At 70.7% G+C, this 20379-nt stretch carries 21 protein-coding genes and 2 pseudogenes; 17 read left to right on the top strand and 6 right to left on the bottom strand.

Annotated features, from left to right (window positions below; genetic code table 11):
- The first annotated feature begins 210 nt into the window (after positions 1 to 210).
- The 13 genes from ACLBX9_RS28420 to ACLBX9_RS28360 all read left to right on the top strand — a co-directional run bounded on the left by ACLBX9_RS28420 (position 211) and on the right by ACLBX9_RS28360 (position 13725).
- A complete protein-coding gene (locus ACLBX9_RS28420) occupies positions 211 to 2187 on the top strand; it encodes a caspase family protein (RefSeq protein WP_447721248.1) in 1977 nt (658 codons plus the stop codon).
- Positions 2184 to 3614 (top strand): hypothetical protein, encoded by a 1431-nt coding sequence (locus tag ACLBX9_RS28415; RefSeq protein ID WP_447721247.1) that lies wholly within the window; start codon positions 2184 to 2186, stop codon positions 3612 to 3614. Before ACLBX9_RS28420 ends, ACLBX9_RS28415 begins: the two co-directional genes overlap by 4 nt.
- A gap of 69 nt (positions 3615 to 3683) precedes the next feature.
- Entirely contained in the window at positions 3684 to 5168 is a 1485-nt protein-coding gene (locus ACLBX9_RS28410; protein WP_447721246.1) for a hypothetical protein, read from the top strand.
- Positions 5165 to 5680 (top strand): hypothetical protein, encoded by a 516-nt coding sequence (locus tag ACLBX9_RS28405; protein ID WP_447721245.1) that lies wholly within the window; start codon positions 5165 to 5167, stop codon positions 5678 to 5680. The genes ACLBX9_RS28410 and ACLBX9_RS28405 overlap by 4 nt, the downstream gene beginning before the upstream one ends.
- Before the next feature lie 13 nt (positions 5681 to 5693).
- A complete protein-coding gene (locus ACLBX9_RS28400; protein WP_447721244.1) occupies positions 5694 to 6881 on the top strand; it encodes a hypothetical protein in 1188 nt (395 codons plus the stop codon).
- A gap of 104 nt (positions 6882 to 6985) precedes the next feature.
- On the top strand, positions 6986 to 7954 hold the full coding sequence (locus tag ACLBX9_RS28395; RefSeq protein ID WP_447721243.1) for a trypsin-like serine peptidase: 969 nt from the start codon (positions 6986 to 6988) through the stop codon (positions 7952 to 7954).
- A gap of 89 nt (positions 7955 to 8043) precedes the next feature.
- The gene (locus ACLBX9_RS28390; protein ID WP_447721242.1) at positions 8044 to 8835 is read left to right on the top strand and encodes an OmpA family protein; all 792 of its coding nucleotides are present in this window, start codon (positions 8044 to 8046) and stop codon (positions 8833 to 8835) included.
- Positions 8836 to 8875: 40 nt separating this feature from the next.
- Entirely contained in the window at positions 8876 to 9823 is a 948-nt protein-coding gene (locus ACLBX9_RS28385) for a hypothetical protein (RefSeq protein WP_447721241.1), read from the top strand.
- Positions 9824 to 9851: 28 nt separating this feature from the next.
- Positions 9852 to 10817, top strand: coding sequence for a hypothetical protein (locus ACLBX9_RS28380; RefSeq protein ID WP_447721240.1), 966 nt, complete (start codon positions 9852 to 9854; stop codon positions 10815 to 10817).
- Positions 10818 to 10824: 7 nt separating this feature from the next.
- Positions 10825 to 11268: a lysozyme inhibitor LprI family protein gene (locus ACLBX9_RS28375; protein WP_447721239.1), complete on the top strand. Its 444-nt coding sequence runs from the start codon at positions 10825 to 10827 to the stop codon at positions 11266 to 11268.
- Between the two features lie 79 nt (positions 11269 to 11347).
- Positions 11348 to 11959, top strand: coding sequence for a hypothetical protein (locus ACLBX9_RS28370; protein WP_447721238.1), 612 nt, complete (start codon positions 11348 to 11350; stop codon positions 11957 to 11959).
- 33 nt (positions 11960 to 11992) lie between these two features.
- Positions 11993 to 13420 (top strand): hypothetical protein, encoded by a 1428-nt coding sequence (locus ACLBX9_RS28365; RefSeq protein ID WP_447721237.1) that lies wholly within the window; start codon positions 11993 to 11995, stop codon positions 13418 to 13420.
- Between the two features lie 11 nt (positions 13421 to 13431).
- Entirely contained in the window at positions 13432 to 13725 is a 294-nt protein-coding gene (locus ACLBX9_RS28360; RefSeq protein ID WP_447721236.1) for a hypothetical protein, read from the top strand.
- Here ACLBX9_RS28360 and ACLBX9_RS28355 read toward each other — a convergent pair.
- From ACLBX9_RS28355 to ACLBX9_RS28345, 3 genes and pseudogenes are all read right to left on the bottom strand, one after another.
- The gene (locus ACLBX9_RS28355; RefSeq protein WP_447721235.1) at positions 13722 to 14282 is read right to left on the bottom strand and encodes a hypothetical protein; all 561 of its coding nucleotides are present in this window, start codon (positions 14280 to 14282) and stop codon (positions 13722 to 13724) included. The two genes, ACLBX9_RS28360 and ACLBX9_RS28355, sit on opposite strands and share 4 nt — an antisense overlap.
- Positions 14282 to 14632, bottom strand: coding sequence for a hypothetical protein (locus ACLBX9_RS28350; protein WP_447721234.1), 351 nt, complete (start codon positions 14630 to 14632; stop codon positions 14282 to 14284). Before ACLBX9_RS28350 ends, ACLBX9_RS28355 begins: the two co-directional genes overlap by 1 nt.
- A 150-nt stretch (positions 14633 to 14782) precedes the next feature.
- Positions 14783 to 15145 (bottom strand): annotated as a pseudogene (locus ACLBX9_RS28345) (VWA domain-containing protein); the annotation flags it as partial.
- Positions 15146 to 15591: 446 nt separating this feature from the next.
- Here ACLBX9_RS28345 and ACLBX9_RS28340 point away from each other — a divergent pair.
- Positions 15592 to 15912 carry a hypothetical protein gene (locus tag ACLBX9_RS28340; RefSeq protein ID WP_447721233.1) on the top strand — a complete coding sequence of 107 codons (321 nt, stop codon included), beginning with the start codon at positions 15592 to 15594 and terminating at the stop codon, positions 15910 to 15912.
- 122 nt (positions 15913 to 16034) lie between these two features.
- Positions 16035 to 16328 (top strand): hypothetical protein, encoded by a 294-nt coding sequence (locus tag ACLBX9_RS28335; protein ID WP_447721232.1) that lies wholly within the window; start codon positions 16035 to 16037, stop codon positions 16326 to 16328.
- Between the two features lie 365 nt (positions 16329 to 16693).
- On the opposite strand, the gene ACLBX9_RS28330 is transcribed toward ACLBX9_RS28335, so the two are convergent.
- The 3 genes from ACLBX9_RS28330 to ACLBX9_RS28320 all read right to left on the bottom strand — a co-directional run bounded on the left by ACLBX9_RS28330 (position 16694) and on the right by ACLBX9_RS28320 (position 18869).
- Positions 16694 to 17392 (bottom strand): glutathione S-transferase family protein, encoded by a 699-nt coding sequence (locus ACLBX9_RS28330; RefSeq protein ID WP_091678485.1) that lies wholly within the window; start codon positions 17390 to 17392, stop codon positions 16694 to 16696.
- A 283-nt stretch (positions 17393 to 17675) separates the two neighbouring features.
- On the bottom strand, positions 17676 to 18056 hold the full coding sequence (locus ACLBX9_RS28325; protein ID WP_447721231.1) for a hypothetical protein: 381 nt from the start codon (positions 18054 to 18056) through the stop codon (positions 17676 to 17678).
- A gap of 282 nt (positions 18057 to 18338) precedes the next feature.
- Entirely contained in the window at positions 18339 to 18869 is a 531-nt protein-coding gene (locus ACLBX9_RS28320; protein WP_447721230.1) for a redoxin family protein, read from the bottom strand.
- A 288-nt stretch (positions 18870 to 19157) separates the two neighbouring features.
- On the opposite strand from ACLBX9_RS28320, the gene ACLBX9_RS28315 reads away from it, so the two are divergent.
- Both ACLBX9_RS28315 and ACLBX9_RS28310 read left to right on the top strand, forming a co-directional pair.
- Positions 19158 to 19370 carry a pentapeptide MXKDX repeat protein gene (locus ACLBX9_RS28315; protein WP_447721229.1) on the top strand — a complete coding sequence of 71 codons (213 nt, stop codon included), beginning with the start codon at positions 19158 to 19160 and terminating at the stop codon, positions 19368 to 19370.
- Between the two features lie 506 nt (positions 19371 to 19876).
- Positions 19877 to 20379, top strand: a pseudogene (locus tag ACLBX9_RS28310) (metal-dependent phosphohydrolase); the annotation flags it as partial.

Here is a 20379-nt window from a genome sequence, read left to right as displayed (position 1 = left end):
GGCATTGTCTCGCCGGTCTTGGCCGACTATTCCGGCCCCGGTCCTGAGTATTCGGCAACGCGAACTGTCGCGCCGGCAGCCGAGAAGGAGTGACGCATGGTGACCCCCGTCACGGTGTCGGCTCGTCGCGGACATCGGCCCATCCGGGCCGGGTGGATACGGGTTCTCGTGCTGGTCGCGTGCGCCTGCCTCTGGTCCGATCGCGCGGCCTTGGCCGTCGAACCCGCATCCTTCGCTGACAACGGCGACTCGGTGGCAGTGGTGATCGGCAACCGCGACTACAAGCAGACCGTGCCCGTCGACTACGCGCACAACGACGCCGACGCGATGCGCGACTACCTCGTCCAGCGCCTGGGCTACCGCGAGGCCAACGTCTTCGTCCTCAAGGACGCGACGCTGAACGAGTTCAACCAGGTCTTCGGTACCGAGCGGAACCCGCAATCCGGCCGCCTGTGGCGCAGCGTGCGCGAGGGCCGGTCGAACGTGTTCGTCTACTATTCCGGCCACGGCGTCCCGGATCTCGCCACCCGCCAGCCGTTCCTGCTGCCGCAGGACGGCAACCCCAACCAGGGCGAGAGCGGGTTCTCCCTCGAGACACTCTACCGCAACCTCGACCTCGTGAAGCGCAAGATCGGACCCGAGCGCCAGCTCGTGGTGATGGTGGATGCCTGCTTCACCGGGGAGACCGGCCGGAAGGGCGAGAGCCTGCTGGCGGTCTCCGCCCCCGGCTTCGCGCCGGCCAAGCCGAAGGCCGAGGCGGGGATCGTGCGGGTCGTGGCGACCTCCGGGGCGACGCCCGCCAACTGGGACGCGGCGAACAGGCTCGGCCTGCTCACCAGCCGGTTCCTCATGGGTGTCTCCGGCCTCGCCGGCGAGGCGGGCGGCGACGTCCCATGGACCGCCCTCAAGGCCTACCTGCGCCGCGAGGTGGCAGAGGCGGCGCGGCGCGCGAGCGGGCGCGAGCAGGTGCCCGAGGTGGACGACGCCGCCATCGTCCTCAAGGCCTCGGCTCCGGTCGCAGCGGTGGCGGACGGCGTCGCGCAGGTGCGCGACGAGGCGGCGTGGCGCCGGGCCGAGGCGCTCGGCACCCAGGCGGCCTTCGAGACCTATGTCGGTACCTGCGGGCCGTCCTGCGCCTACCGCGCCCAGGCCATGGACCGGCTATTCGCCGGCCGGCAGCGCGACGCGGCCGCCCTCGACCAGGAGAACTGGGCGAAGTTCGGCGCGGCGCGGCAGTATCAGGCCTATCTCGACACCTGCGGCGCAGTCTGCGCCTACCGCAGCCTCGCCCTCGGCTATCTCGGCGGGTCGGATCCCGCGGGCGACCCGCGGGTCCAGCGCTGCGACGCGCTGGCCGCCGGGGCGGACGATCCGGACCGGCCGGCGGCCGTTACCGGGATCAAGCTCGGGCGCATCGAATCCGCCGCCGCCATCGAGGCCTGCCGCCCGGCGGCGGAGGCCTACCCGAAGCTGCGCCGTCTCTCCTATCAGCTCGGCCGGGCCTACGACCGCGCGGACCGCTTCAAGGAGGCCCTAGCCGCCTACGATCAGGCGGCCAAGGCCGGCAGCATCTCGGCGATGAACAACCTCGCCGCCCTCTACGAGAACGGCCAGGGCGTGAAGCGCTCTCAGGCCGAGGCCTTCCGCCTCTACCGGCAGGCCGGAGAGGGCGGCAACGTGGTGGCCCTCGCCAACGCGGCGCGCATGCTGGAATACGGCAACGGCATCCCCAAGAATGAGGCGCAGGCGGTGGCCCTCTACAAGCGGGCGGTGGACGGCGGCGACGTCGCGTCGATCTCGAAGCTCGTCCCGCACTACGCGACCGGCGCCTACGGCTTCCCGAAGGACCTGCGCCAGGGCTTCGACCTGTTCCGGCAGGCCGCCGACCGGGGTGATCCCGTCGCCATGGCCACCATGGCGACGCTCATCGACAACGGCTTCGGGCGCTTCTTCCCCGGAATCCGCTCTGCCGACCTCGTGCTGCAGGCACTCAAGCGGGGCGAACTCGGCGCGGCTTCGGTCTCGGCGACCGACACCGCGGCTCAGAAGCTGAAGCCCGACACGATCCGGGCGGTTCAGAAGGCGGTGAAGCAGGCGGATTACTATCCCGGCGCCATCGACGGCCGCTTCAACCCCGTCTTCGTCCGCGCGCTCGATCAGTACGCGCGCGCCAACGAGGCGGAATGAGCGGATCTGGGCCGGCGCGGCCCGACGCCCCGATCCGCCGCACAGGATCCGCGCGCCGCGCGGGATGGACGGGACGGCGCCCGGCCCTGTTCGTCGCCCTATGCCTCGCCGCACGTCTCGCCGCGCCGTCCGCGGCCCTGGCCGATCCCGGCACCGCGGCGCTGACGCCCTTCCTCGACGCGGTGTCGACCTGCGCGGGTCGGTCCGACCTCACCCTCGCGGTGGTCGGCCTTGGTCCGGGACAGACCGCGTTCTCGCGCGAGCAGGCTGAGGAGGTGCGGCTCGCGGCCGAAACCCGGCTCCAGGCCACCGGCCGCGTTCGCCTGGGGGCCGCGGCCGACGTGGTCCGCATCAAGGCCCTGCGCGAGGGCACCACGGGACTCTCGGCCAGTGAAGCCGAGGCGGAGATCCGCGCGGCCTTCGCGGGCGATGCCAGCGTCTTCCTCGTCGACGCGCGGCGCGCGGGCGACACCGCCGCCTTCCGTCTCCAGGCCATCACCAGGGCCGCCGACTGCAAGGCGACGAGCGAGCCGGTGGTCGTGCCGATCCGCACCGGGCCGGGCGTCTCGGACGTCGACGCCGTGATGGAGAGTGCGGTACGGGCGCTCGACGCGGCCGTGCCGAATGCCGGCCGCGTCGACATCTGCCCCTTCGCCACCGATGGCGGCCACTCCTCCTGCGCGGGCGCACTCACCGACCGCCTCGTGATCGCCCTCGACGCGGAGGCACGCGCACCGAACCGCGTCCTGAAGGGCGGGCGCCTGGAGGTGCGGCGTCACCCCCCCGGCGCCACCTGCCCCGGCAGCGGCCTCACGGCGCGGGGGCGCTTCCTCACCGATCAGGCCCGCCAGTTCTGGATGGAGCTGGAATTCCAACGAGACGGGACCGTCGTCGCGCCGACGGGCCGCCGCCGCATCGGCGTCGAGGGCCTCGGCTGCGACCCGACGCCCCGCCCTTTCCTCGACCACGTGGCGGCCACGGCGCCGACCGACGGCGCGCGGCTCTCGGTCTCGGCCGTCTCGGCGCCATTCGCCCGGGGGGAGCGCCTGGAGATGCGGATCGACGCGAAGGCGCGCCAGAGCCTCTACTGCTGGGTCCTGGCCCCGGACGAGACCGCGTTCGTCGCCCTGCCGGTGCGCGGCAACCCGGCCTCGCAGGCGCCCCTCGCCCCGGGAACGGCCCGGCGCTACCCCCGCGGTTACGGGCTCGACGAGATCGTGGCGTCCGAGCCCTTCGAGAATCTCTTCGCCTGCTTCGGGGTCGAGGGCGGCCTGCCCCCCGAACTGGCGGCGCGCTGGCTCGAGGCCGCGCCGGCCGCCGGCGCGGAGGCGCGCCTGCTCCAGCCCGCCGAGGTGCTTGACCTTCTCGACAGGATCCGCCGGGTGCCCGGCGTGACCGAGGCGACCGCGCGTATCACGGTGCGCTGACCGCGCGCGAAATCTGCTCTGGCGGTCCAAAGCTGACATAAAATCAGCTCACGCGAGGGTGTTCGGGGGATGACAGGGGGTCACGGAAAGTTTATCGGCGGGCCGGGCCTTCGGGCGCGCGAGACATACCACGGGGGGCGACTCATCGGGGGCTATGACGAACGCTGCGCGGCTGACTTCGCCAGTATCGGCGAGGGCCGCGACCTGACGCGCGAGGATCGGGCATGGCTCGTCCGCGTCGTGACGGGCGCCGTGCGGCCGAACCGCGACAAGCCGCTCTGGGATCTCGCCCACGCCCTCGCCGCCCTTGCCGCCCTCGCACGGGCGCAGGACGGGCGGGACCTGGTCACCCTCATCCTCGATCCCCGCCTCGCCCGGCCAGCGGCGGCCGCGTCCCGCTTCGCCGACGCGCGGGCGGAGGGCGCCACCACGGACGCGCGCGGCCTCGTCTTATCGGGTGCGCGGGACTGGCGCTGCACCTGGGCCGGTCTCGGCCGCCTGCTCACTGTCGCGGAGTTCGTGCTGACCGCCGACGATCTCGCGTCCTTCGCCACGGTGTCCGGCTGGCTCGACGAACTCGTTCGCGCCCCGGGCCCAGACGCGGCCGAGTTCCTGGGCAAGCGCCTCGCGCGTCAGCTCGCGGCCTACAGGAACGCCCACCTGCCGCTCGCCTCCCTGGAGCGGCGCTTCCGGGCGATCCTCGACCACCTCGACGGGCGCACGGTCTTCACGGACGACGACATCGTCGGCTTCTGGCGTGGCGAGATGGCCGCGGGCGACGAGCGGCCGGGCTTCCGCACGGTCGCCGAGCACTTCGTCACCTTCGAGGTCGCCGGACATCTCCTGGGCAGCCTCGCCAGCCTGGGTTCGGCCGCCTCCCTCGACGCGGTCGTGGGCTGGGAAGAGCGTCTCGACGCCTCGCTCGCTGATCTCGCCACCGCCGAGCCGGCGGAGGAACTCGCGGACCTTCTCGCCGGCCTGCCGGACGGGCCCAAGATCCTCACGGGCGCGGAGCGGGACGACCTCGCCGACCTCTTGCGCCTCGACCCGTTCCACCGGACGCGCCCGCTGACCAGCCTGCGCGCGGTGAGCTTCGGGCGCGTCCAGTCCGGTCTCGCGAACCGTCTGCGCCGCGGCGGCGGCGGGGCCGGCCTCGCCGAGCGCGCGGCCTGCGCCGAGGCGGAGAGCTACGAGGCGGTGGCGGCCCGCGCGAAGGTGCTGTCGGCCCATCTCGCGCGGATGCTACGCATCGCGGCGGCCCTGCGGCTCGCAGCCGCCGAAGCCCTCGCGCCGGAGGTGCGCGCGGCGCTCGCCTCCGCGGAGGCCGACCTGAAGCGGGTGCGGCGGGCAGGCTTCGACGACCGCGTTCAGCTCCAGGCCGGCTTCGCGGCGGCGGATGCGGCGCTCCTGCGCCTTGCCGACGAGGTCGGCGGGCTGGAGCGGGCGCTCGACGCGCTCGCCCGTCAACATCCGCTGGCGGCCGCCTTCGCGGCCGACCGCGCCGTGTTCGCCGAGACCCTATCGGCGGCCTATGCCGGGAAGGCCGCGGCGTGAGCGAGGAGGCGGCGCGCCTCCTCGCCGAGATCCACGCGTCCCGCGCCCTGATGCGCGCGCCCGCTCCCGCCACCGCCCGACCCTCGACGGCGGCGCTTTGGGCCCACGCTCTGCGCGAGCCCGGCGCGCCGGTCGACCTCGCAGTCGGGCGCGCGCTCCGCGGCGACCCCGATACCGCGCTGCGCTACCGGACGCTGCTTGCCGGACAGGCTGTAGCCTACGCCCCGCAGGCAATCGCCGCCTCGGACGGCGACCTCGCGGCGCGCCGGGTCGGCCTCTTCCTCCTCGAGGTGGTGGCCGCCGACGAGGACGCGCCGCCGCTCCTGGTCATCCGCGGCGGCGACAAAGCGGTCCGGGCGCTGGAGGTGAACCTCGGCGACGACACGGTGCGGCTCGCGCTTCCGCTGCCGGTCGAAGGCGCGATCGTGATCGCCCTAGACCCAGAGGTGCCGGAAGCCGACCGGCTCGGGCAGCTCCTGCGCGACCCGGCCGCCGCGGTCTTCCTGCTGTGAGCACCGGAACTTCATGAAGCCGGTCACGGTCCTGATCGTGGTGCCGACCACGGGCGGCCCGCTCGTGGTGCGCTCGCTCAAAGCCCGGCCGGGACTGCCAGCCTCGGCCGCCTTCGCGCAGGGCGACTACCGGCCGCTGTCCTGGTCGGGCGACTACGCCCGGCTCGCCGCCCCCGGCGGACCGCTCTCGTCCCTCGCGGGGGCGACGGCCGCGCACGAGTTGCGGCTGTCCGGCTCCTTCGATGCCGGCCGCTCCTGGGAGGTGCCGGTCTGCCTGGCGCACGGCCTCCTGGCGCGGGGGCATCGCCTCGTCGCCGAGCCGGGTGAGGCCGACCTCGTCCTCTGGGCGACAGGCGCCGTCGATCTCGACCTCGCGGTGCTGTCCGGCGACTACGCCCTCCTCGACAAGATCGAGCGGTCGCGCGCGCTGTTCGACTCGGCGCCGCAGGCCGTCCGCGCGGTGCTGCTGCCGGAGGGGCAGGAGCGTGCGGAGGCTCTGCGCACTGTGCAGGCTCTCAGCGCCCCGGGCATGCTTCGCCTTCTGCCGGCGACCACCGTGGCGGCGGCGCTGGGAGCTCTCGACCCGCGCGAGGCTGCCGACGCACGAACCGCGATCCCCGCGCCGAGGCGGCGAAGCGGCCCTGTCCTCGCGGCCGGAGCCCTCTCCCTGGGCCTCGCCGGCGTCGCGCTCGGGCTCGGCTACGCCCGCCCGCCCGTCGTGGAACCGCCGGTGACCGTCGCGACCGGCCCGGCGCAGCGCCCGGACGAGGCGGGCGGGACCGCACGCCCGACGAGTTCCATCGCGGCCGCCGGCACCGCCGACCGCGCGCCGGCCGCTTCCGCACCCGTCGTCCGCGTGGACGAACTCGTCGCGCCCACCCGCTCCTCCTGCCGACGGGTCGCCTTCGGAGCCGATCCGCCCGAGCGTCGGCCAGTGCCCCAGGAGGCGGAGGGGCGGCTGCGCCCGACCCGTCTCACGCCTGAGCTGTGCGGGCTCGCCTTCCGCCCTGCCGCGCCCGGCGGCCGGATCGAGGTTGGTCCAGAATTGCGCGCGGCGTCGCTGCCGCCGAGCGCACTCGACGACGGCGCCCAGGCATACTTCCTGCGCGAGGGCGCGCGCCAGAACCTCGTCTATGCGGTCCAAGCGGTTCCGGAGGCGGGGGCCGCACGCCGCATCACCCACGCGCTGGAGCGCCCGTGAGGCGTCACGTCAACAATGCGTCGTCGCGGGGCGCATGCGCCGTCACCGGGGACGATCAGGGGAGGACAGGGATGGCTGAGGCCCGCCACCGGAGACGCCGCGCGATGCTCGCCACGCGTGTCGCCCTCGTCGTGCTCAGTGCCTGCGCCGCGACGGACGCGCGCGCGCAGAGCGTCGGCTTCGACCCCGCCGATTACGGCAAGGCGCAGCTGCCCCTTCGCCAGACGACCGGCGATGCGGCATCCTACGTCGACCAGAACAAGGGCGCGTTCGAGCCCATCGCCGAGCTCGACCCCAGCAGCGCCCTCGCGGCGCTGGCCCGCCCGATCGGCCGCGTCGACATCGTGATGCGGAACGTGTCGAGCGGCCAGATGATCGGCGCCTCCTGCACGGGCGAGTTGGTCGCGGGCGACTACGTACTCACGAACCATCATTGCCTGCCGCAATCGGGCGACCTCCGGCCGGTCAAGGCCTCGATCCTGATGGATTACCTGACCCTCGACGGGAAGGGCGCCCGGCGCTTCGAGATCGACCCGCGCCCTGTCGAGTTCGACTTGCGCCTCGACTACGCCCTCGCCCGCGTCGCCGGCCACCCGACGGGGACCTACGGGTCGGTGCGCCTCTCCGCCGAAGCCGTGCCTGGAAGCCGTTCCATGCTGGTGATCCACCACCCGATGGGCCGGCCGAAGGTGATGAGCCGCTTTCGGTGCTTCGCCCTCAAGGACCAAGCCGAGGGGCCCGACCTACGCCATCGCTGCGACACCCTCGGGGGCTCGTCGGGCTCGCTGATGTTCGACGCGGATGCGGGCGTCGCCCTCCACAAGGAGGGCGGGCTCGACCCGAAGGACGCGACCAGCTTCAACGCCGCCACCCGGCTCGCCGCGATCCTTGGGAAGAGCCGCGTCCTCGCCGAGGCCGTCGCCGCGCAGGCGCGGCCGGTCGCCAAGGCCTCGGCTTCGCCCGCCGCCCCAGCCGCGAGCCCCCCGTCGGCCACCGGCACCGCCGCGGCCAGCCCACCCGCGGGCGGCCCCCTCGATACCGACGGGATGAACGCGATCCTGCGCGGCCGTTGATGGGATCCGGCGGCGAAAATCGCTCTGCGGCGCCCATGGACGGATCAAGAGGGGCCGATGCGCGGCCCGCAGGTACGAGGAGCCAAGCCATGCCCACGAGTTTCGTGCGACCGCCGACCCTGATCCTGGCCACCCTGCTCGCGGCGCAGCCGGCCTGGGCGGGACCGCTGACCGAGGTGCCGGGTGCGCGGGACGCCGCGGCCGAAGACAGGCCCGAAGCCGCGGCACCGCCGCGCGACGCAGCCGCGGAGGCCGACGAGGCGCGTGCCGCCAACCCATCGGCCACCGCCATCATCCGGTCCCTCGCTCCCTTCGCCGACGGCAACCCGGGCGCGCCGGCCAAGCCGCTGGCGGTGACCCCCGCCGACGGGGGCGCGCCGATCCGGGTCGATGCGGCCCGCGCCGTCGATCTCACCGTGTTCTTCGCCTACGACAGCGCCCGGCTGACCCCCGAGGCCCGCATCCAGCTGGAGCCCCTGGGGCAGGCCCTGCGCTCGGGCGAGCTTGCCCGCCACAGCTTCCTCATCGCCGGTCACACCGACGCGGCCGGGGGCTGGCCGTACAACCGGCGCCTGTCGCTGGCCCGGGCGCGCGCGGTGCGGGCCTACCTCGTCGCGACCTACGGAATCGAGCCCGAGCGCCTGCGCGTGCACGGCTGGGGCCCCGGGCGGCTCAAGGATCCGGACGCGCCGCTGGCGCGGATCAACCGCCGCGTGGAGGTGAGCCTGATTGCACCCCGCGGCGCCGCGCTGGGGGCCTGGAGCTTTCCCGTCGCCGAGGCCGGCTGCCACGGGCCGGTCCTCGCCGACCCACGGCGCCGCGTCGCCCTCGACCTCGACGATTTCGACGCGGCCCCGACGCCGCTCACCTGCGTCGACTGACCCTCAGCGATCCCCGCGAACCGAGATAGGACCCCAACCCATGCGCACGCTCTCCGCCGCCGTGTCGGCATGCCTCGCCCTCGTCCTCGCCCTGTCGGCCGCGCCGGCGCAGGCACAGGCCAAGCCCAACATCGTGGTGATGGGCGAGGATGCCGACGAGGATGCGGTGCCGCGGGGCAACCGCATCTTCCAGCGCGTCATCGCCGAACTCTCCGAGACGATGAACCTGCGCGGCTACAACGTCTACGACGAGACTGCGGTCGCCATGGGCTTCACCCAGCCGAACCGCGTCCGGCGCCGGGACGCCGAGCTGATCGACGTCGCCCGCGCCGTGTCGAGCCCGCCCCTCGACGTGGTGGCGATCTTCCAGATCTACGCCTCGGCGTCGAAGTCGGCCTACTCGGACATCGTGCGCCCGCAGGTGCGCATCCCCGGCCGCCTCCTCAACGTCCGGACCGGCCAGTCGTTGGGCGCCTTCGAGGTCGCCGGCCTGCAACTGCCGCCCCTGCCGCAGGGCTGCGACCGCGAGTGCCTTCTGGAGCGGGTCGGCGCCGAGGCGAAGACGATCGCCGGGGATGTCGCCTCCGCGCTCACCGCCAAGCTCGACGGCTTCGTGGCGCCCCGCCGCGGGGCGGACGCGGGAGCGCCCGCGGGCGACACCGCGCCGCCCGCTCCGGTCGTAGGGGGCGGGCCGGCCGCGGGCGGCGAGGGCTGCGGCGGCCTGCCCACCGCCTACACGGTTCGCCTCGACGGCTTCTCGCCCCAGGAGGTGCAGGCGGCCGAGGAGTACATGGCGGCCTTCCGCTGCTACGAGCACCACCGCCCGGTGCGCGCCGGGGGGGCCTCGGCCGAGTACTGGTACGAGACGCGCTCCGACTCTGCCCGCCTCACCCGCAACCTGCGCCTGATGCTCGACCACATGAGCGCGCCCGGGCAGGTCCAGTTCTCCGGCAACATCATCGTCGTGCGCCGCATCGCGACGCGCTGAACCCCGCGAACCTGTCAGGGACCCGCCGATGGCTGACCTCAACGCCCCCCGCCCGCTCGTCCGGCTCGCCGCACTCCTCGCGCTGCTGACGGCGCCGCTCGCCGCCCCCGCCGCCGAGCCGGTCTTTCCGGCCAACGCGTCGGTCGGCCTCGTGCCGCCGCCCGGCATGACGCCCGCGAAGACCTTCGCGGGCTTCGAGCATCCCACCGGCGCCTCCATCGTCATCGCCGAGATGCCGCCGGAAGCGTACCCGCAGCTCGTGGAGCGCTTCACACCCGAGACTCTGCGCACGACCGGCTTCGAGGCCAGGGGAGCCGGCGAGCCCCTCGCCGTCACGGGCGGCGAGGGGCGCATCCTGCGGGGCAGCCAGGCCGCGAACGGCGTGACCTACACGAAGTGGGTCGCGATCGTCCGCGGCGGGCCGGGCACCGGCCTCGTGACCGTGCAGGTGCCGCAGGCCGCCGACGCGCAGGTGCTGGGACCGGCCGTGGAGGTGGCGCTGCGCACGATCGGCTTCCGGGCTCCCGCGAGCCTGTCCGACCAGATCGCCGCCTTGCCCTACACGGTCGGTGACCTCGGGGGCCTGCGTCCCGTGCGCGTCTTCATGGGCAGCGGCCTCCTGATGACCGACGGCCCGAAGGACGTGGACCCGGAGGGCACGCAGGCGCTCGCCATCGTCACGCCGTCCATGGGGCAGGTGGCGGTGCCCGCCGGCGGCGAGGGTGCCCTCGCGCGCAAGGCGTTCCTCGGAGGCCTGCCGCAGATCAAGGACATCACGGTGACCGGGGAAGACCGCTCGGTCCGCAACGGTGCCACGGTCGTGCGCCTCCAGGGCACCGCCAAGGATTCGCGGTCCGGCCGGCCTCTGCGCGTGACCCAGACGATGCTGTTCGCCAAATCCGGCTACCTGCGCCTCCTCGGCGTCGCCGGCCCCGATCAGACCCAGGTCCTGGACGGGATCGAGCGCGTCGCCGCCTCCCTGGCGCTGCGGTGACGCCGCCGTGACCCCAATCCGCACCAGAGCCGTCGCGCTGCTGTGTCTCTCCACTTTGCTCAGCTTGCCGCTGCCGGTCTCGGCGGCGCCGGCCGGCCTCACCGACATTCCCGGCGAGACACCCGCCTGCGCCACGGCCGCGGACAGGATCGGCTGCCTGTCCAGGCGCGCGGACCGCGCCGAGGCCAAGATGCGCGCGGCGCTGGCCAGGGCCCGTGCGGCGATCGGTCGAAGCGCGACGGTCGAGGCGGCGGGCACCCGCGCAGCGTCACTCGAGGCGGTGCAGCGGACGCAGCTTGCCTGGCAAGCCTACGTCCGGGCGCGCTGCGAGGGCGAGGTCCCGGTCGCCTTCACGGGGGGCACCGGCCGGAACCACGCCGTGCTCACCTGCCTCCGGGTCCACGACGAGCGCCGCGCCGCCGAACTCGCCGACCTCGCGGACATGGACTGATGCGCCGCGCGGCCACCGGGCCCAGCTGCCCGCCGTGTCGTAACGGCAGCGTCCCGATGCGCGCCGGGGAGACCTGACCATGCGGACGATCCTGGCCGGCGCAGTCGGCGCCCTGATAATGGCCGCGCCGTCGACGGCGCGCGCGGAGGCGGTCCCGAAGCTTCTGCAGGACTGGACGGCGCTCAACGGCCTCTGCCGCGGCGGCTCCGGCGACGATCCGCGCACGCGGACGGCCTGCGACCGGCGCGACGCGATCGACCGCCGGCTCGCCGCCGCGAGCTGGTGCTACGGGCAGCCGGGCGACCTCGGCGCCCAGCGGACCTGGCAGCCCTGCGGCGCCGGGGCCGCGCAGGCCGGGACCGGGACGCCGCAGGGCGCGGCGCGCCGGGCCCTCCTCGACGCCGCCCGCGGCCCCGCCGAGGCTGGCCGTGGCCAGCCGGTGCAGTTCGTCGTGCACGCCCTCAACCGGGACGGCCCCTGGGCCTTCCTCTTCGCACGGATGCAGAGGCCCGATGGCCGTTCCCTCGGGCGCGCCGCCGACGGCCTGGCGTCGGACGATTACGCCGCGCTCCTGCGTCAGGACGGCGCCGGCTGGCGGGTCGTCGATTTCGCCGTGGGACCGACCGACGTCGCCTGGGAAGGCTGGGGCCGCCGCCACGGCGCCCCAGCCTCCGTCTTCGTGGTCCGCTGAAACCGGATCACATCGTCTGAACGGGAGACGCGCATGCGCGGACGCCTTCGATGTCTCTGGTTCCTGCTGATCCCGGCCGCCGCCGCCGCGCAGGCGCCGGCTCCGTACAGACTTCGCGAAACCGCGCCCGGCTACGCCCGGTCGTCCGAGACGGCGTCGGATGCGGTCGCCTCGAAGCCGGGCGATCCGGGGCCGGACCTGCCCTTCACCTCCACGCCCGAGCTGCGCGCCCGCACGGTGGCGGAGCGGGTACGGCGGATGCAGGGCGCCGATCCCCTCGGCGCCGCGGTGGCGGCCCGGGAACTCGCGCAGCACGATTACGACGCCATCTTCCGCGGCTTCCTCGACGGGACGGCGTTGCGGGAGACCGACGCGGGCGACGTGCTCGCCGCCTTCATCGTCCTGCAATGGATGATCGCCAACGACGCGACGACGGAGCCCGGCCCGGCGGCGCTGCGGGCGATCCGCCGCCAGTTCGTGGCGCCGCTCGCGGCCAAACCACCCCTGTCGGTGCCCGGCGCGCGCGCGACCTTCGCCGAGGAGGTGAAGCTGCGCGCGGTCCTGCACCATGCCGGCTGGCAGGCGGCCAAGCGCGCGGGGACGCTGCCGCGCTTCCTCGCGACGTTGCCAGGCGATCTCCTGGCGCCGGCGACGCTGCGCACCCTTGCGATGACCGATGACGGGCTGGTGCCGCGGGCCGCCCGGACACGCGCGGCGCCGCCCGCCGCCGCGGCCCCGGCGCGCGGAGGGACGACCCGCGTGACGCCGCCCGAGCCGGACCTGCCGGCCGAGCCGCGCTTCCCGGGAAACTGGGCGCAGGTCGAGGGCGTGTACTTCCGCGCCGCCTACGGCGTCGGGGTCGGCGGCCTGATGATCCTGCGCTTCGAGCCCCTGATCCTGCTGCGCGACGGCACCACCTACGAGGTCGCCGCAGCGGCGCTGGAGGATGTTGACCTGACGGCCGAGCGCGTCGCCAAGCCCCGCCGGTTCGGACGCTGGACCCGCGCCGGCGACACGTTCACCCTCACCGACGACCGGGGCCGCGCGGACTCCTACAAGCTGCAGGACGGCCGCTTCTTCCGGGCCTTTCCGGCCGGCCCGTCGGAGACGGTGGCGCAAAGCTACCGGAACCTCTCGGGCGGCGGCAACACCGCCCTGGGCGGCGACGTCATGATCGCTGTCTCGAACCGCTACGATTTCCGCGCGGACGGGACCTACGGCCGGGACGGCTCGGTGGGTGCCACGAATTCGGGAGCGACGAGCGGCGTCGGCTCCGCCGTCTCGGGCCGCCGTGCGCCCGAGGGCGGGCGCTACGCCCTCGACCGCCACACCCTGACCCTGACGGCGCCGGACGGCCGCGTGCGGCGCCTGTTCTTCGCCTTCGCCTCCCACGGGGATCCGCCTGCGATCGACCGCGACATGATCTTTGTGGGCGACGACGCCTTCACGCCACCGCACTGAGGGACCGGGACATGATCGCTTCGTTGCGCGGACCGCTTGCGGCCGGGCTCCTCCTCCTGCCGACGACCGCCCTGGCCGCCCTGCCGCCCGTTTGGCAGCGCGTGCGCGAGTTCCAGGCCGTTGTGGAGGCGGCCGCGCGCGTCCTCGGACCCCACCCCATCGAGATGGTCGAGCGCGTTGACGGCGAGCGCTACCGCGTGCGGGCGGGCGCTTGTCGCGTCATGATCCGCCTCGTCTTCCGCCCCCGTGCCGAGCCCGGGCCGCAGGCATTCGACGCGATCCCGGACACCCCGGACTGTGCCTAGCGCCGCCTGCCCCGAACCTGCGCGATGGCGTCGAGGATCGCCGGGATGCCGCCCCGAACGCCCTGACCGGGCAGCCAGTAGCCGCCGCCGAGGATGCCGTTCAGGCGCGCGGTGAGGCGCGCCCGACGCGTCCACGGCAGGGAGGCCCGGCGATCCGCCCGCGGGTAGAGGCAGAGGAAGGCCTGTGGGCCGATCCCGGTTGCGCCAATGTGATCGAGCGCCGACCACGGGATCCAGTCCGTCGATAGCCGCCGGTCGAAGATTCCGTGTGCCGTGACCGAGACGACCGGGCCGCGCCGCAGGAGGTCGCGCAGGATCACGAGGGCGCCCAGGCCGAAGAACGCCCCGCCGAAGACGAGCACGGTCGTACCGACCGGACCCGTACCAGACGCGAGAGCAAAGGCCGCCCCGGCGATGAAGAGGGCGGCAGCCGCCAGGAGGCCCGTCAGGCGCCCGCGTGCCGCGGGCAGCTCAACACGACCCTCGTCCGGCACTAAATCCCGCGCGGGGCCGCGCGGCGGCCGGCTCCGTTCGCCGCCGCCCCGGCTGGCCGGCATCAGACGGCCCGTCCCGACATGCCCGCGTGCATCGCGCCGATGACGGCGAGCACCCCGAGCAGCACCATGAGCACGGAGTAGTACTGCATCGGGATCCAGAACAGGGTGTGGCGGGGGCGCAGGATCGCTGTCTGCCCTGTGCGCGGATCGAGGAGTTCCCGGCCCGGCCGGTTGTTCAGCCGGGTGCCGAGCCACCAGTTGAAGCCCGCCGCGACGACCCAGACCAGGATCACCCCCGTGGGCGTCGGGATGCCCAGGCGCGCGAGCGCGGGATCGAGCAACACGCTGCCGATCAGGCCCGCGCCCGCGATCAACGCCGAAAGCATGCCCCAGCCGGACCAGATGATCATCGCCGTCTCTCTCCTCTGTGTGCGAACGGTCTCACCGCCTGCGGTGTGACCCGGCCGGCGGGGCCGGCACGATTCTACGGTGGGCGGCGCAGTCCCGCTTTCGCCGCCGGACCCCGATCATCCGGTGCGCGGGCCTGAACCCACCGGCACCGCCGCGATGCCGGCCGAGGCTACCATCAGCAGGCTGGCCTCCGCCGCGCCGGCGAAGAGGTCGGAGATCAGCGCGATCACCGTGTCCTCGGGGCGCGTGATCCGCGACGCGCAACAGCCGACCGCCCGGTTGATGTCGGTGCCGCCGCCGAGCCGGATCGCGAACAGCACCGCGACGGGATCGTCGAGGTCGTCGGTGGGATCGACGACTTCCGTGTCGAAGACCACAAGCCGGGTCGAGACGGCGGGCAGCGAGGCCATCACGGCGCCGAGGATGCTCAAATAGACCACCGAATTGGCCATTGAGCCGGACAGGTCGAGGCAGGGGATCGCGTCCTTGAGCGAACCGCGGCTCCTGCGCCCGCGAGCGGTGACATCGCGAAACCCCTTCTGGACAGTTCAAGGCTGTCGGGCGGCGCCCAGGGTCGGCAACCAAGACACAGCGGAGCGATGAAGCGATGATCATATGGCGGGTTGAGGATTCCTGCCGGCCCTCGTCGGAGAGTTGGGCATGGTGGCTGGCGTTCACCTCGATCCACTCCTCGTCCGACCGAGCCTTCCGGCTCAAAGCGGGCTGATCGTCGGCTGCCTCGGTGCGACCAACGTCAACCGAGTGGTGGGTGACGGCTCAACGACCGGCTGGGCCGGAAAATCGTCGATTCGATGACTGGACGCCGTGACATTCCGCGTAGCAGGCACAGGCTCTCGTGGATCCCAATGCAATACAACTCCGACTTGATGCAAGCTCTCAGCGCCTTAGCGGCACTCGACGGGCTGGGCGCCGGCTCCTCATCGAGCCTGCGACCCAGATGAAATCTTCGCGTCCGGCCGTGCGGTGGCGGTGGAGGCGGCTCCTGGTCGCGACCATCGTGATCTGGCTTCCCGTCATCCTGCTGACGATCGCCATCCTCGTCAGCAGCATCGCGGACTGCCGTCTGGACGAGGGCAGCGCTCATCCCTGCGTCATCCTCGGCGTGGATTTAGGCAACCTTCTCTACAGCTTCGCGGTGAGCGGATGGCTGATGCTTGTGACGCTTCCTTTTATGGCGCTGACGGTTTTGATCTGGTTGGCGCGCGCGCTGTTCCTCGTGGCCCGTCGGGTCAGGGCTCTCGGCAAGCAAGGACGATGACGGCAGCTCGCTTCGCTATCCCTCTCGTTGCGGCCCTTGCGGTCGTCCTGCCCGTTCGAGCAGACACCTTTCCAGAGTGCCGCATTCCAGGCCGGACCCCCCTCGACGACCTACCGGCCTCCGTGTCGACCGAGATCCGCGAGCGGTTCGGTCCCTTGTCTTGGCCGGGTGGCCTCTTCAACCCGACCGACGTCGTGCAGCCCGGGATCCCAACTCGGCGCCTCATGGACGTGTGGCGCAACGGTGAACGTTGGGTCTTGGCGATCGAGCAGGGTGGCCGCGGCTATCACATCTCGGTCGTCGCGCTCGACTTCGAAACCGACCGGAATCGCGTGAGACAATCGGAGAAACGGACAGCTTTTCCTGGCGACCTGTGTGCGACGGTCGCGGATGTCCTTGCCGGACGAGTTCCATGATCCGGACCGCGTGACCACGCGGCGCTGTCTGCTTAGGTGGCTCAGCCGCTGAGAGCGGTCGTTCCGCTTCCGGCCAACACCGGTCAAGTCAACGGGCGCCTCTGAACGCCTGGGATGGGTGGATTTCCGCCGGTCCGCTGCCGGGCGACGATAGACGAAAGCGGACCTCATCGGAGTGATCTGGGGCGAAGCGTGATGCCACGCCCCCGCTTTATCGCGGATGTTCGCGATCGCGCGACATTCGCCGTGAGAGCCCCCGCCGCGCTGAAGACCGCGCTGTTGTGCACGGCCCTGCGCGCCTATGCTGGCAGGCGGGCGAAGCGAGCCGGCGCGTTGCGCGGTCGCTCCGCCGAACCCGGTCCCGATCAGGCGGTCTGAAGCGCATTCAATTCCTGAAGGCCGCCGCCATCCGCATAAGCGAGGCGGAAGCTCGGGCGCGCCTTCCAGCGCTGCCAGAACCGGTCAAGCTGCTCGTAGCGCTCATCCAGTGGGGTCGCGACCGGACCGAACTTCGAGAACGCGATCGCCGTGCACAGCGTGATGTCGGCGAAGGTCGGGTGCGCGCCACCGAGCATCCAATCCCGCCCATCCGACAGATGCCGGTCGACGAGCCCGGCATGGGAGAGCGCCTCCTTACGGCAATGCTCGCCCCATTGCGGGTTGTTAGTCAGTTCCAGCTTCGGCCCAAGGCCCTGGTGGAGCACGTGGAACAGCGTTGTGAGCCGGTACAGGATCTGCACCCAGATCCGGTCGTTCCACATCACGTCCTGTGCCTGCTCCAATGCGCCTTCGCCCATGATCTTGCGGCCCGGAAAGCTCTCGTCGAGGTAGCGCGCGATCGCGACGCTTTCGGCCAGATAACCGCCACCCGGGAGCTCAAGGGTCGGGGTCTCGCCCCACGGATTGCGCTTGAGATGTCGCCAGCCGCGCTGCTCACCGCCCGGTGCCATGTCGAGCACACGCTCCTCGACATGCTGCGCAATACCCTTCTCGTACATGAGCAGGCGCACCCGCTGCGGATTCGGGAAGGCTGACGGCGAGGTGTAGAGGGTAAGCTTGTCCATAATTCCTCAGCAGAGCGCGCTTTCGACGTCACCACAGGTGGGGTTGGTTCTGAGCAGCAACAGAGGGACGTAGACGTTGGCTTCGTGCCTGCTCTTCACCTTGCCGAACGTGCCGTAGTTCCGGCAAACGACCGCTTTGGAGAAACGCAAACGACGTTCCCACCGTCTGTGATGGGTCGCTATCGGAGTGGCCGCACGGGGTGGATTCCGCCGGTCCGCTTGCGAGCGGCAAGGCATCGAAGCGTACGTGACTGCCTCGCCCACTTCCGACGCTTTGCAGAACTCATCCCAACTCAGCGATGTGCCACAAAACGCCAGATGGATCTATGACATAGCCGACTTTGCGTCCCCAAGACTGGATCGCGGGCGGCTTCGGGTCACGAATTTGAAACTCTCTTGCTAGTTGTTCTGGCTTGTATTCAGACCACCAAGCGTCAGCATCGACTACTGCTAATTGAAGCATCAGGTTTTCAGCTAGCGATTTTTCAAAGAAATTTTGCAAAATGAACCGGGCCGCACTCGACTGCATGACGGCAATTTCGTTGTCGCTGAATTCCACCGTGAAACCTATAGCTTCGTAGAAACGCCTAGATTTTTCAAAATCCGCCGCTGGGATGAAAGGGCGTAGGCCGGTGGGTTTGGCTTCCGAGCCTGCATCCGACATGAACCCTGACCTCCACGGTGACACCATCATGTTAGCGCCACAGTATGTCGGTTCTCCACTCGGAACCGAAGTTGCCGGACGGCTGACGAACGGCCGCTTTGGAGGAACGCCGACTGCGCTCCCGGCGGCTGGGTTGGGTCGCAAGCGGTAGGGCCGTTTGGGGCGGATTTCTGCCGGCCTGCTTCCAAGAGCCAAACCTAAAAAGGGGACATTTGTCGAGAAGCGGTGACTATAAGCTTCGCGTGCATTCCAGTCGTTTCGCCGCGCGGCCTTGCTACATCGTCAAGTGGCTATCAGGCGTTGGATAAGAGCTTCGGTCTGAGAATACGCACCTTCACCAAAATGCGAATAGACAATTCTCCCCTGTTGATCGACGACATACTCGGCTGGCCAGTACCGGTTGTTCCATGCGTTCCAAGTGGCCGAAGCGTTGTCAATCGCGATGGGAAAAGTCAGGCCGAAGCGTTGCACTGCATCCTCTAAGGCCGGTCGCGACTTCTCAGCCGGCAATTCCGGAGTATGGACACTGACTAAAGTAAATCTTTGTCCCCGATAACGCGAGTGCCATGATCTAATATACGGCATTGCTGCGATGCAATTGGAACAAGCACGTGCGAAAAAATTTATCAGCACCACCTGTCCGCGCAAGCCCCGCATAGTCAATGCGTTGCTGTTAAGCCATCCATCAATTCCAACGAATTCTGGAGCGAGAGGTGCGGCGTGAGCCTGAGTTACAAGAACATTCGACGCCAGAGCGGCGCTACCCGTCTTCAAGAGAATGCGCCGGCTTATCGCAGAATGAGGATCATTCATGTTGCTTCTCGACTATTGACCTACAGGCGCAGCATCACTGCTGCGGGCTGACGCGCTGACATTCTTCGCTCCGCAAGTGTCAGTGGTTACCCGTGCTCAAGGGTGAGTAGCGCAGCTGTGATCAATGCACTCGACGAACTGCTGTCGATCATTCAAGACAACTGTTTCTGAGACGCGTGCGACCCGCGATCACGAAAAAGGTGCAGAGCACCGAGATGTAACCAGGCCGCGTTCCGGCCGAAGTAAGGTACGCTCGCTTCGAGCCATTACACGTAAAGGACGCATTTCATGAGCCTCATCACTCGCGTCGCCTCCGCCCTCGTCATGTCTTCTGCCATCGCTGCAACCCCCGCCCTTGCTGTCGATGCCATGGCCAAAGACAGCATGGCCAAAGACAGCATGCACAAGGACAGCATGGCCAAAGACAGCATGCACAAAAACAGCATGCACAAGGACAGCATGCACAAGGACGGCATGGTGAAGGACGGAGAGAAGAAGTAAGCTTCGCTCCTGGTTGGGAGGTCGTGCGTGGCGGCTCCCGCTCTCTCGACCATTGGTTGAGGGCCGGCTACAGCGCCGGGGGCGGGAGCCATCTACCCCATCTGCTTTGGGCCGCAAGGGCAGGGTCTACTTGCCACCCCGAGCAGAAGTTGCCGGCCGGCTGACGAACGTCCGCTTCGGGGGGACGCCGACGGCGCTTCCGGCGGCTGAGTTGGGTCGCATGCGGAATGACCGCTTGGGGTGGTTTTCTGCCGGTCCGCTTCCGAGAGGCTTATGCTTAGAAGCGGACGTCCACATAGCTTCAGTCCCCGCCGCGACGCGGAGGCACCTGTCGCGTCGAACGTCCCGTTCCCTCGGTGTAAAACTCCGAGCCGACGCTCGTGCTGCCGCGCAGTGGCCCGCGTTTTAGGCGAATAAAATAGGACTACGCGCAACGTTTTGGTCAGGCTCTGCTGGCAGTATCGCCGCCTATAGAGGCCTATAAGGCAAGAGACTGGACGAGAACGATGCGGATCGTGTCAAGCGGCGAAGTGGAAGCCACGACGATCCAGCTCTCGGAAATTCTCGGTGCACTGAGCCACGCCCTCGACCTCACGGAGGGTCAGCCCGTCGGCCATTGCGTCCGCGCGACTTGGATCGGCTTCCACATCGGTCGTGAGCTAGGCCTTCCGGATCTGCAGCTCTGGGAACTCTACCACACGGTGATGTTGAAGGACCTCGGTTGCTCCAGCAACGCCGCGCGCATCTGCGAGCTTTATCTCTCCGACGACCTCAGCTTCAAGCGTGACTTCAAGACGGTGAGCGACAGCATGCCCCAGGTGCTCGGCTTCGTCTTTTCTCACACGGGTCTCAAGGCAGGCCTCGCCGAACGCTTCCGCGCTGTGCTCAACATCCTGCAGAACGGCGGCACGATCGTCGACGACCTTATCCAGACGCGCTGCCAGCGCGGCGCGCAGATTGCCCGTCAGCTTCGCTTCCCGGCGAGCGTCTGCGAAGCCATCCACGCGCT

Source organism: Methylobacterium sp. A49B (assembly GCF_053346215.1).
The sequence above is the reverse complement of the archived record's forward strand: the minus strand, read 5'-3'. Positions and strand labels throughout refer to the sequence as shown.

Coding starts and splice junctions, on each gene's coding strand:
- ACLBX9_RS28415 (WP_447721247.1), top strand. CDS start 2,184: ATGAGCGGATCTGGGCCGGCGCGGCCCGACGCCCCGATCCGCCGCACA.
- ACLBX9_RS28410 (WP_447721246.1), top strand. CDS start 3,684: ATGACAGGGGGTCACGGAAAGTTTATCGGCGGGCCGGGCCTTCGGGCG.
- ACLBX9_RS28400 (WP_447721244.1), top strand. CDS start 5,694: ATGAAGCCGGTCACGGTCCTGATCGTGGTGCCGACCACGGGCGGCCCG.
- ACLBX9_RS28395 (WP_447721243.1), top strand. CDS start 6,986: ATGCTCGCCACGCGTGTCGCCCTCGTCGTGCTCAGTGCCTGCGCCGCG.
- ACLBX9_RS28390 (WP_447721242.1), top strand. CDS start 8,044: ATGCCCACGAGTTTCGTGCGACCGCCGACCCTGATCCTGGCCACCCTG.
- ACLBX9_RS28385 (WP_447721241.1), top strand. CDS start 8,876: ATGCGCACGCTCTCCGCCGCCGTGTCGGCATGCCTCGCCCTCGTCCTC.
- ACLBX9_RS28380 (WP_447721240.1), top strand. CDS start 9,852: ATGGCTGACCTCAACGCCCCCCGCCCGCTCGTCCGGCTCGCCGCACTC.
- ACLBX9_RS28370 (WP_447721238.1), top strand. CDS start 11,348: ATGCGGACGATCCTGGCCGGCGCAGTCGGCGCCCTGATAATGGCCGCG.
- ACLBX9_RS28365 (WP_447721237.1), top strand. CDS start 11,993: ATGCGCGGACGCCTTCGATGTCTCTGGTTCCTGCTGATCCCGGCCGCC.
- ACLBX9_RS28360 (WP_447721236.1), top strand. CDS start 13,432: ATGATCGCTTCGTTGCGCGGACCGCTTGCGGCCGGGCTCCTCCTCCTG.
- ACLBX9_RS28355 (WP_447721235.1), bottom strand. CDS start 14,282: ATGCCGGCCAGCCGGGGCGGCGGCGAACGGAGCCGGCCGCCGCGCGGC.
- ACLBX9_RS28350 (WP_447721234.1), bottom strand. CDS start 14,632: ATGATCATCTGGTCCGGCTGGGGCATGCTTTCGGCGTTGATCGCGGGC.
- ACLBX9_RS28340 (WP_447721233.1), top strand. CDS start 15,592: ATGAAATCTTCGCGTCCGGCCGTGCGGTGGCGGTGGAGGCGGCTCCTG.
- ACLBX9_RS28330 (WP_091678485.1), bottom strand. CDS start 17,392: ATGGACAAGCTTACCCTCTACACCTCGCCGTCAGCCTTCCCGAATCCG.
- ACLBX9_RS28325 (WP_447721231.1), bottom strand. CDS start 18,056: ATGTCGGATGCAGGCTCGGAAGCCAAACCCACCGGCCTACGCCCTTTC.
- ACLBX9_RS28320 (WP_447721230.1), bottom strand. CDS start 18,869: ATGAATGATCCTCATTCTGCGATAAGCCGGCGCATTCTCTTGAAGACG.
- ACLBX9_RS28315 (WP_447721229.1), top strand. CDS start 19,158: ATGAGCCTCATCACTCGCGTCGCCTCCGCCCTCGTCATGTCTTCTGCC.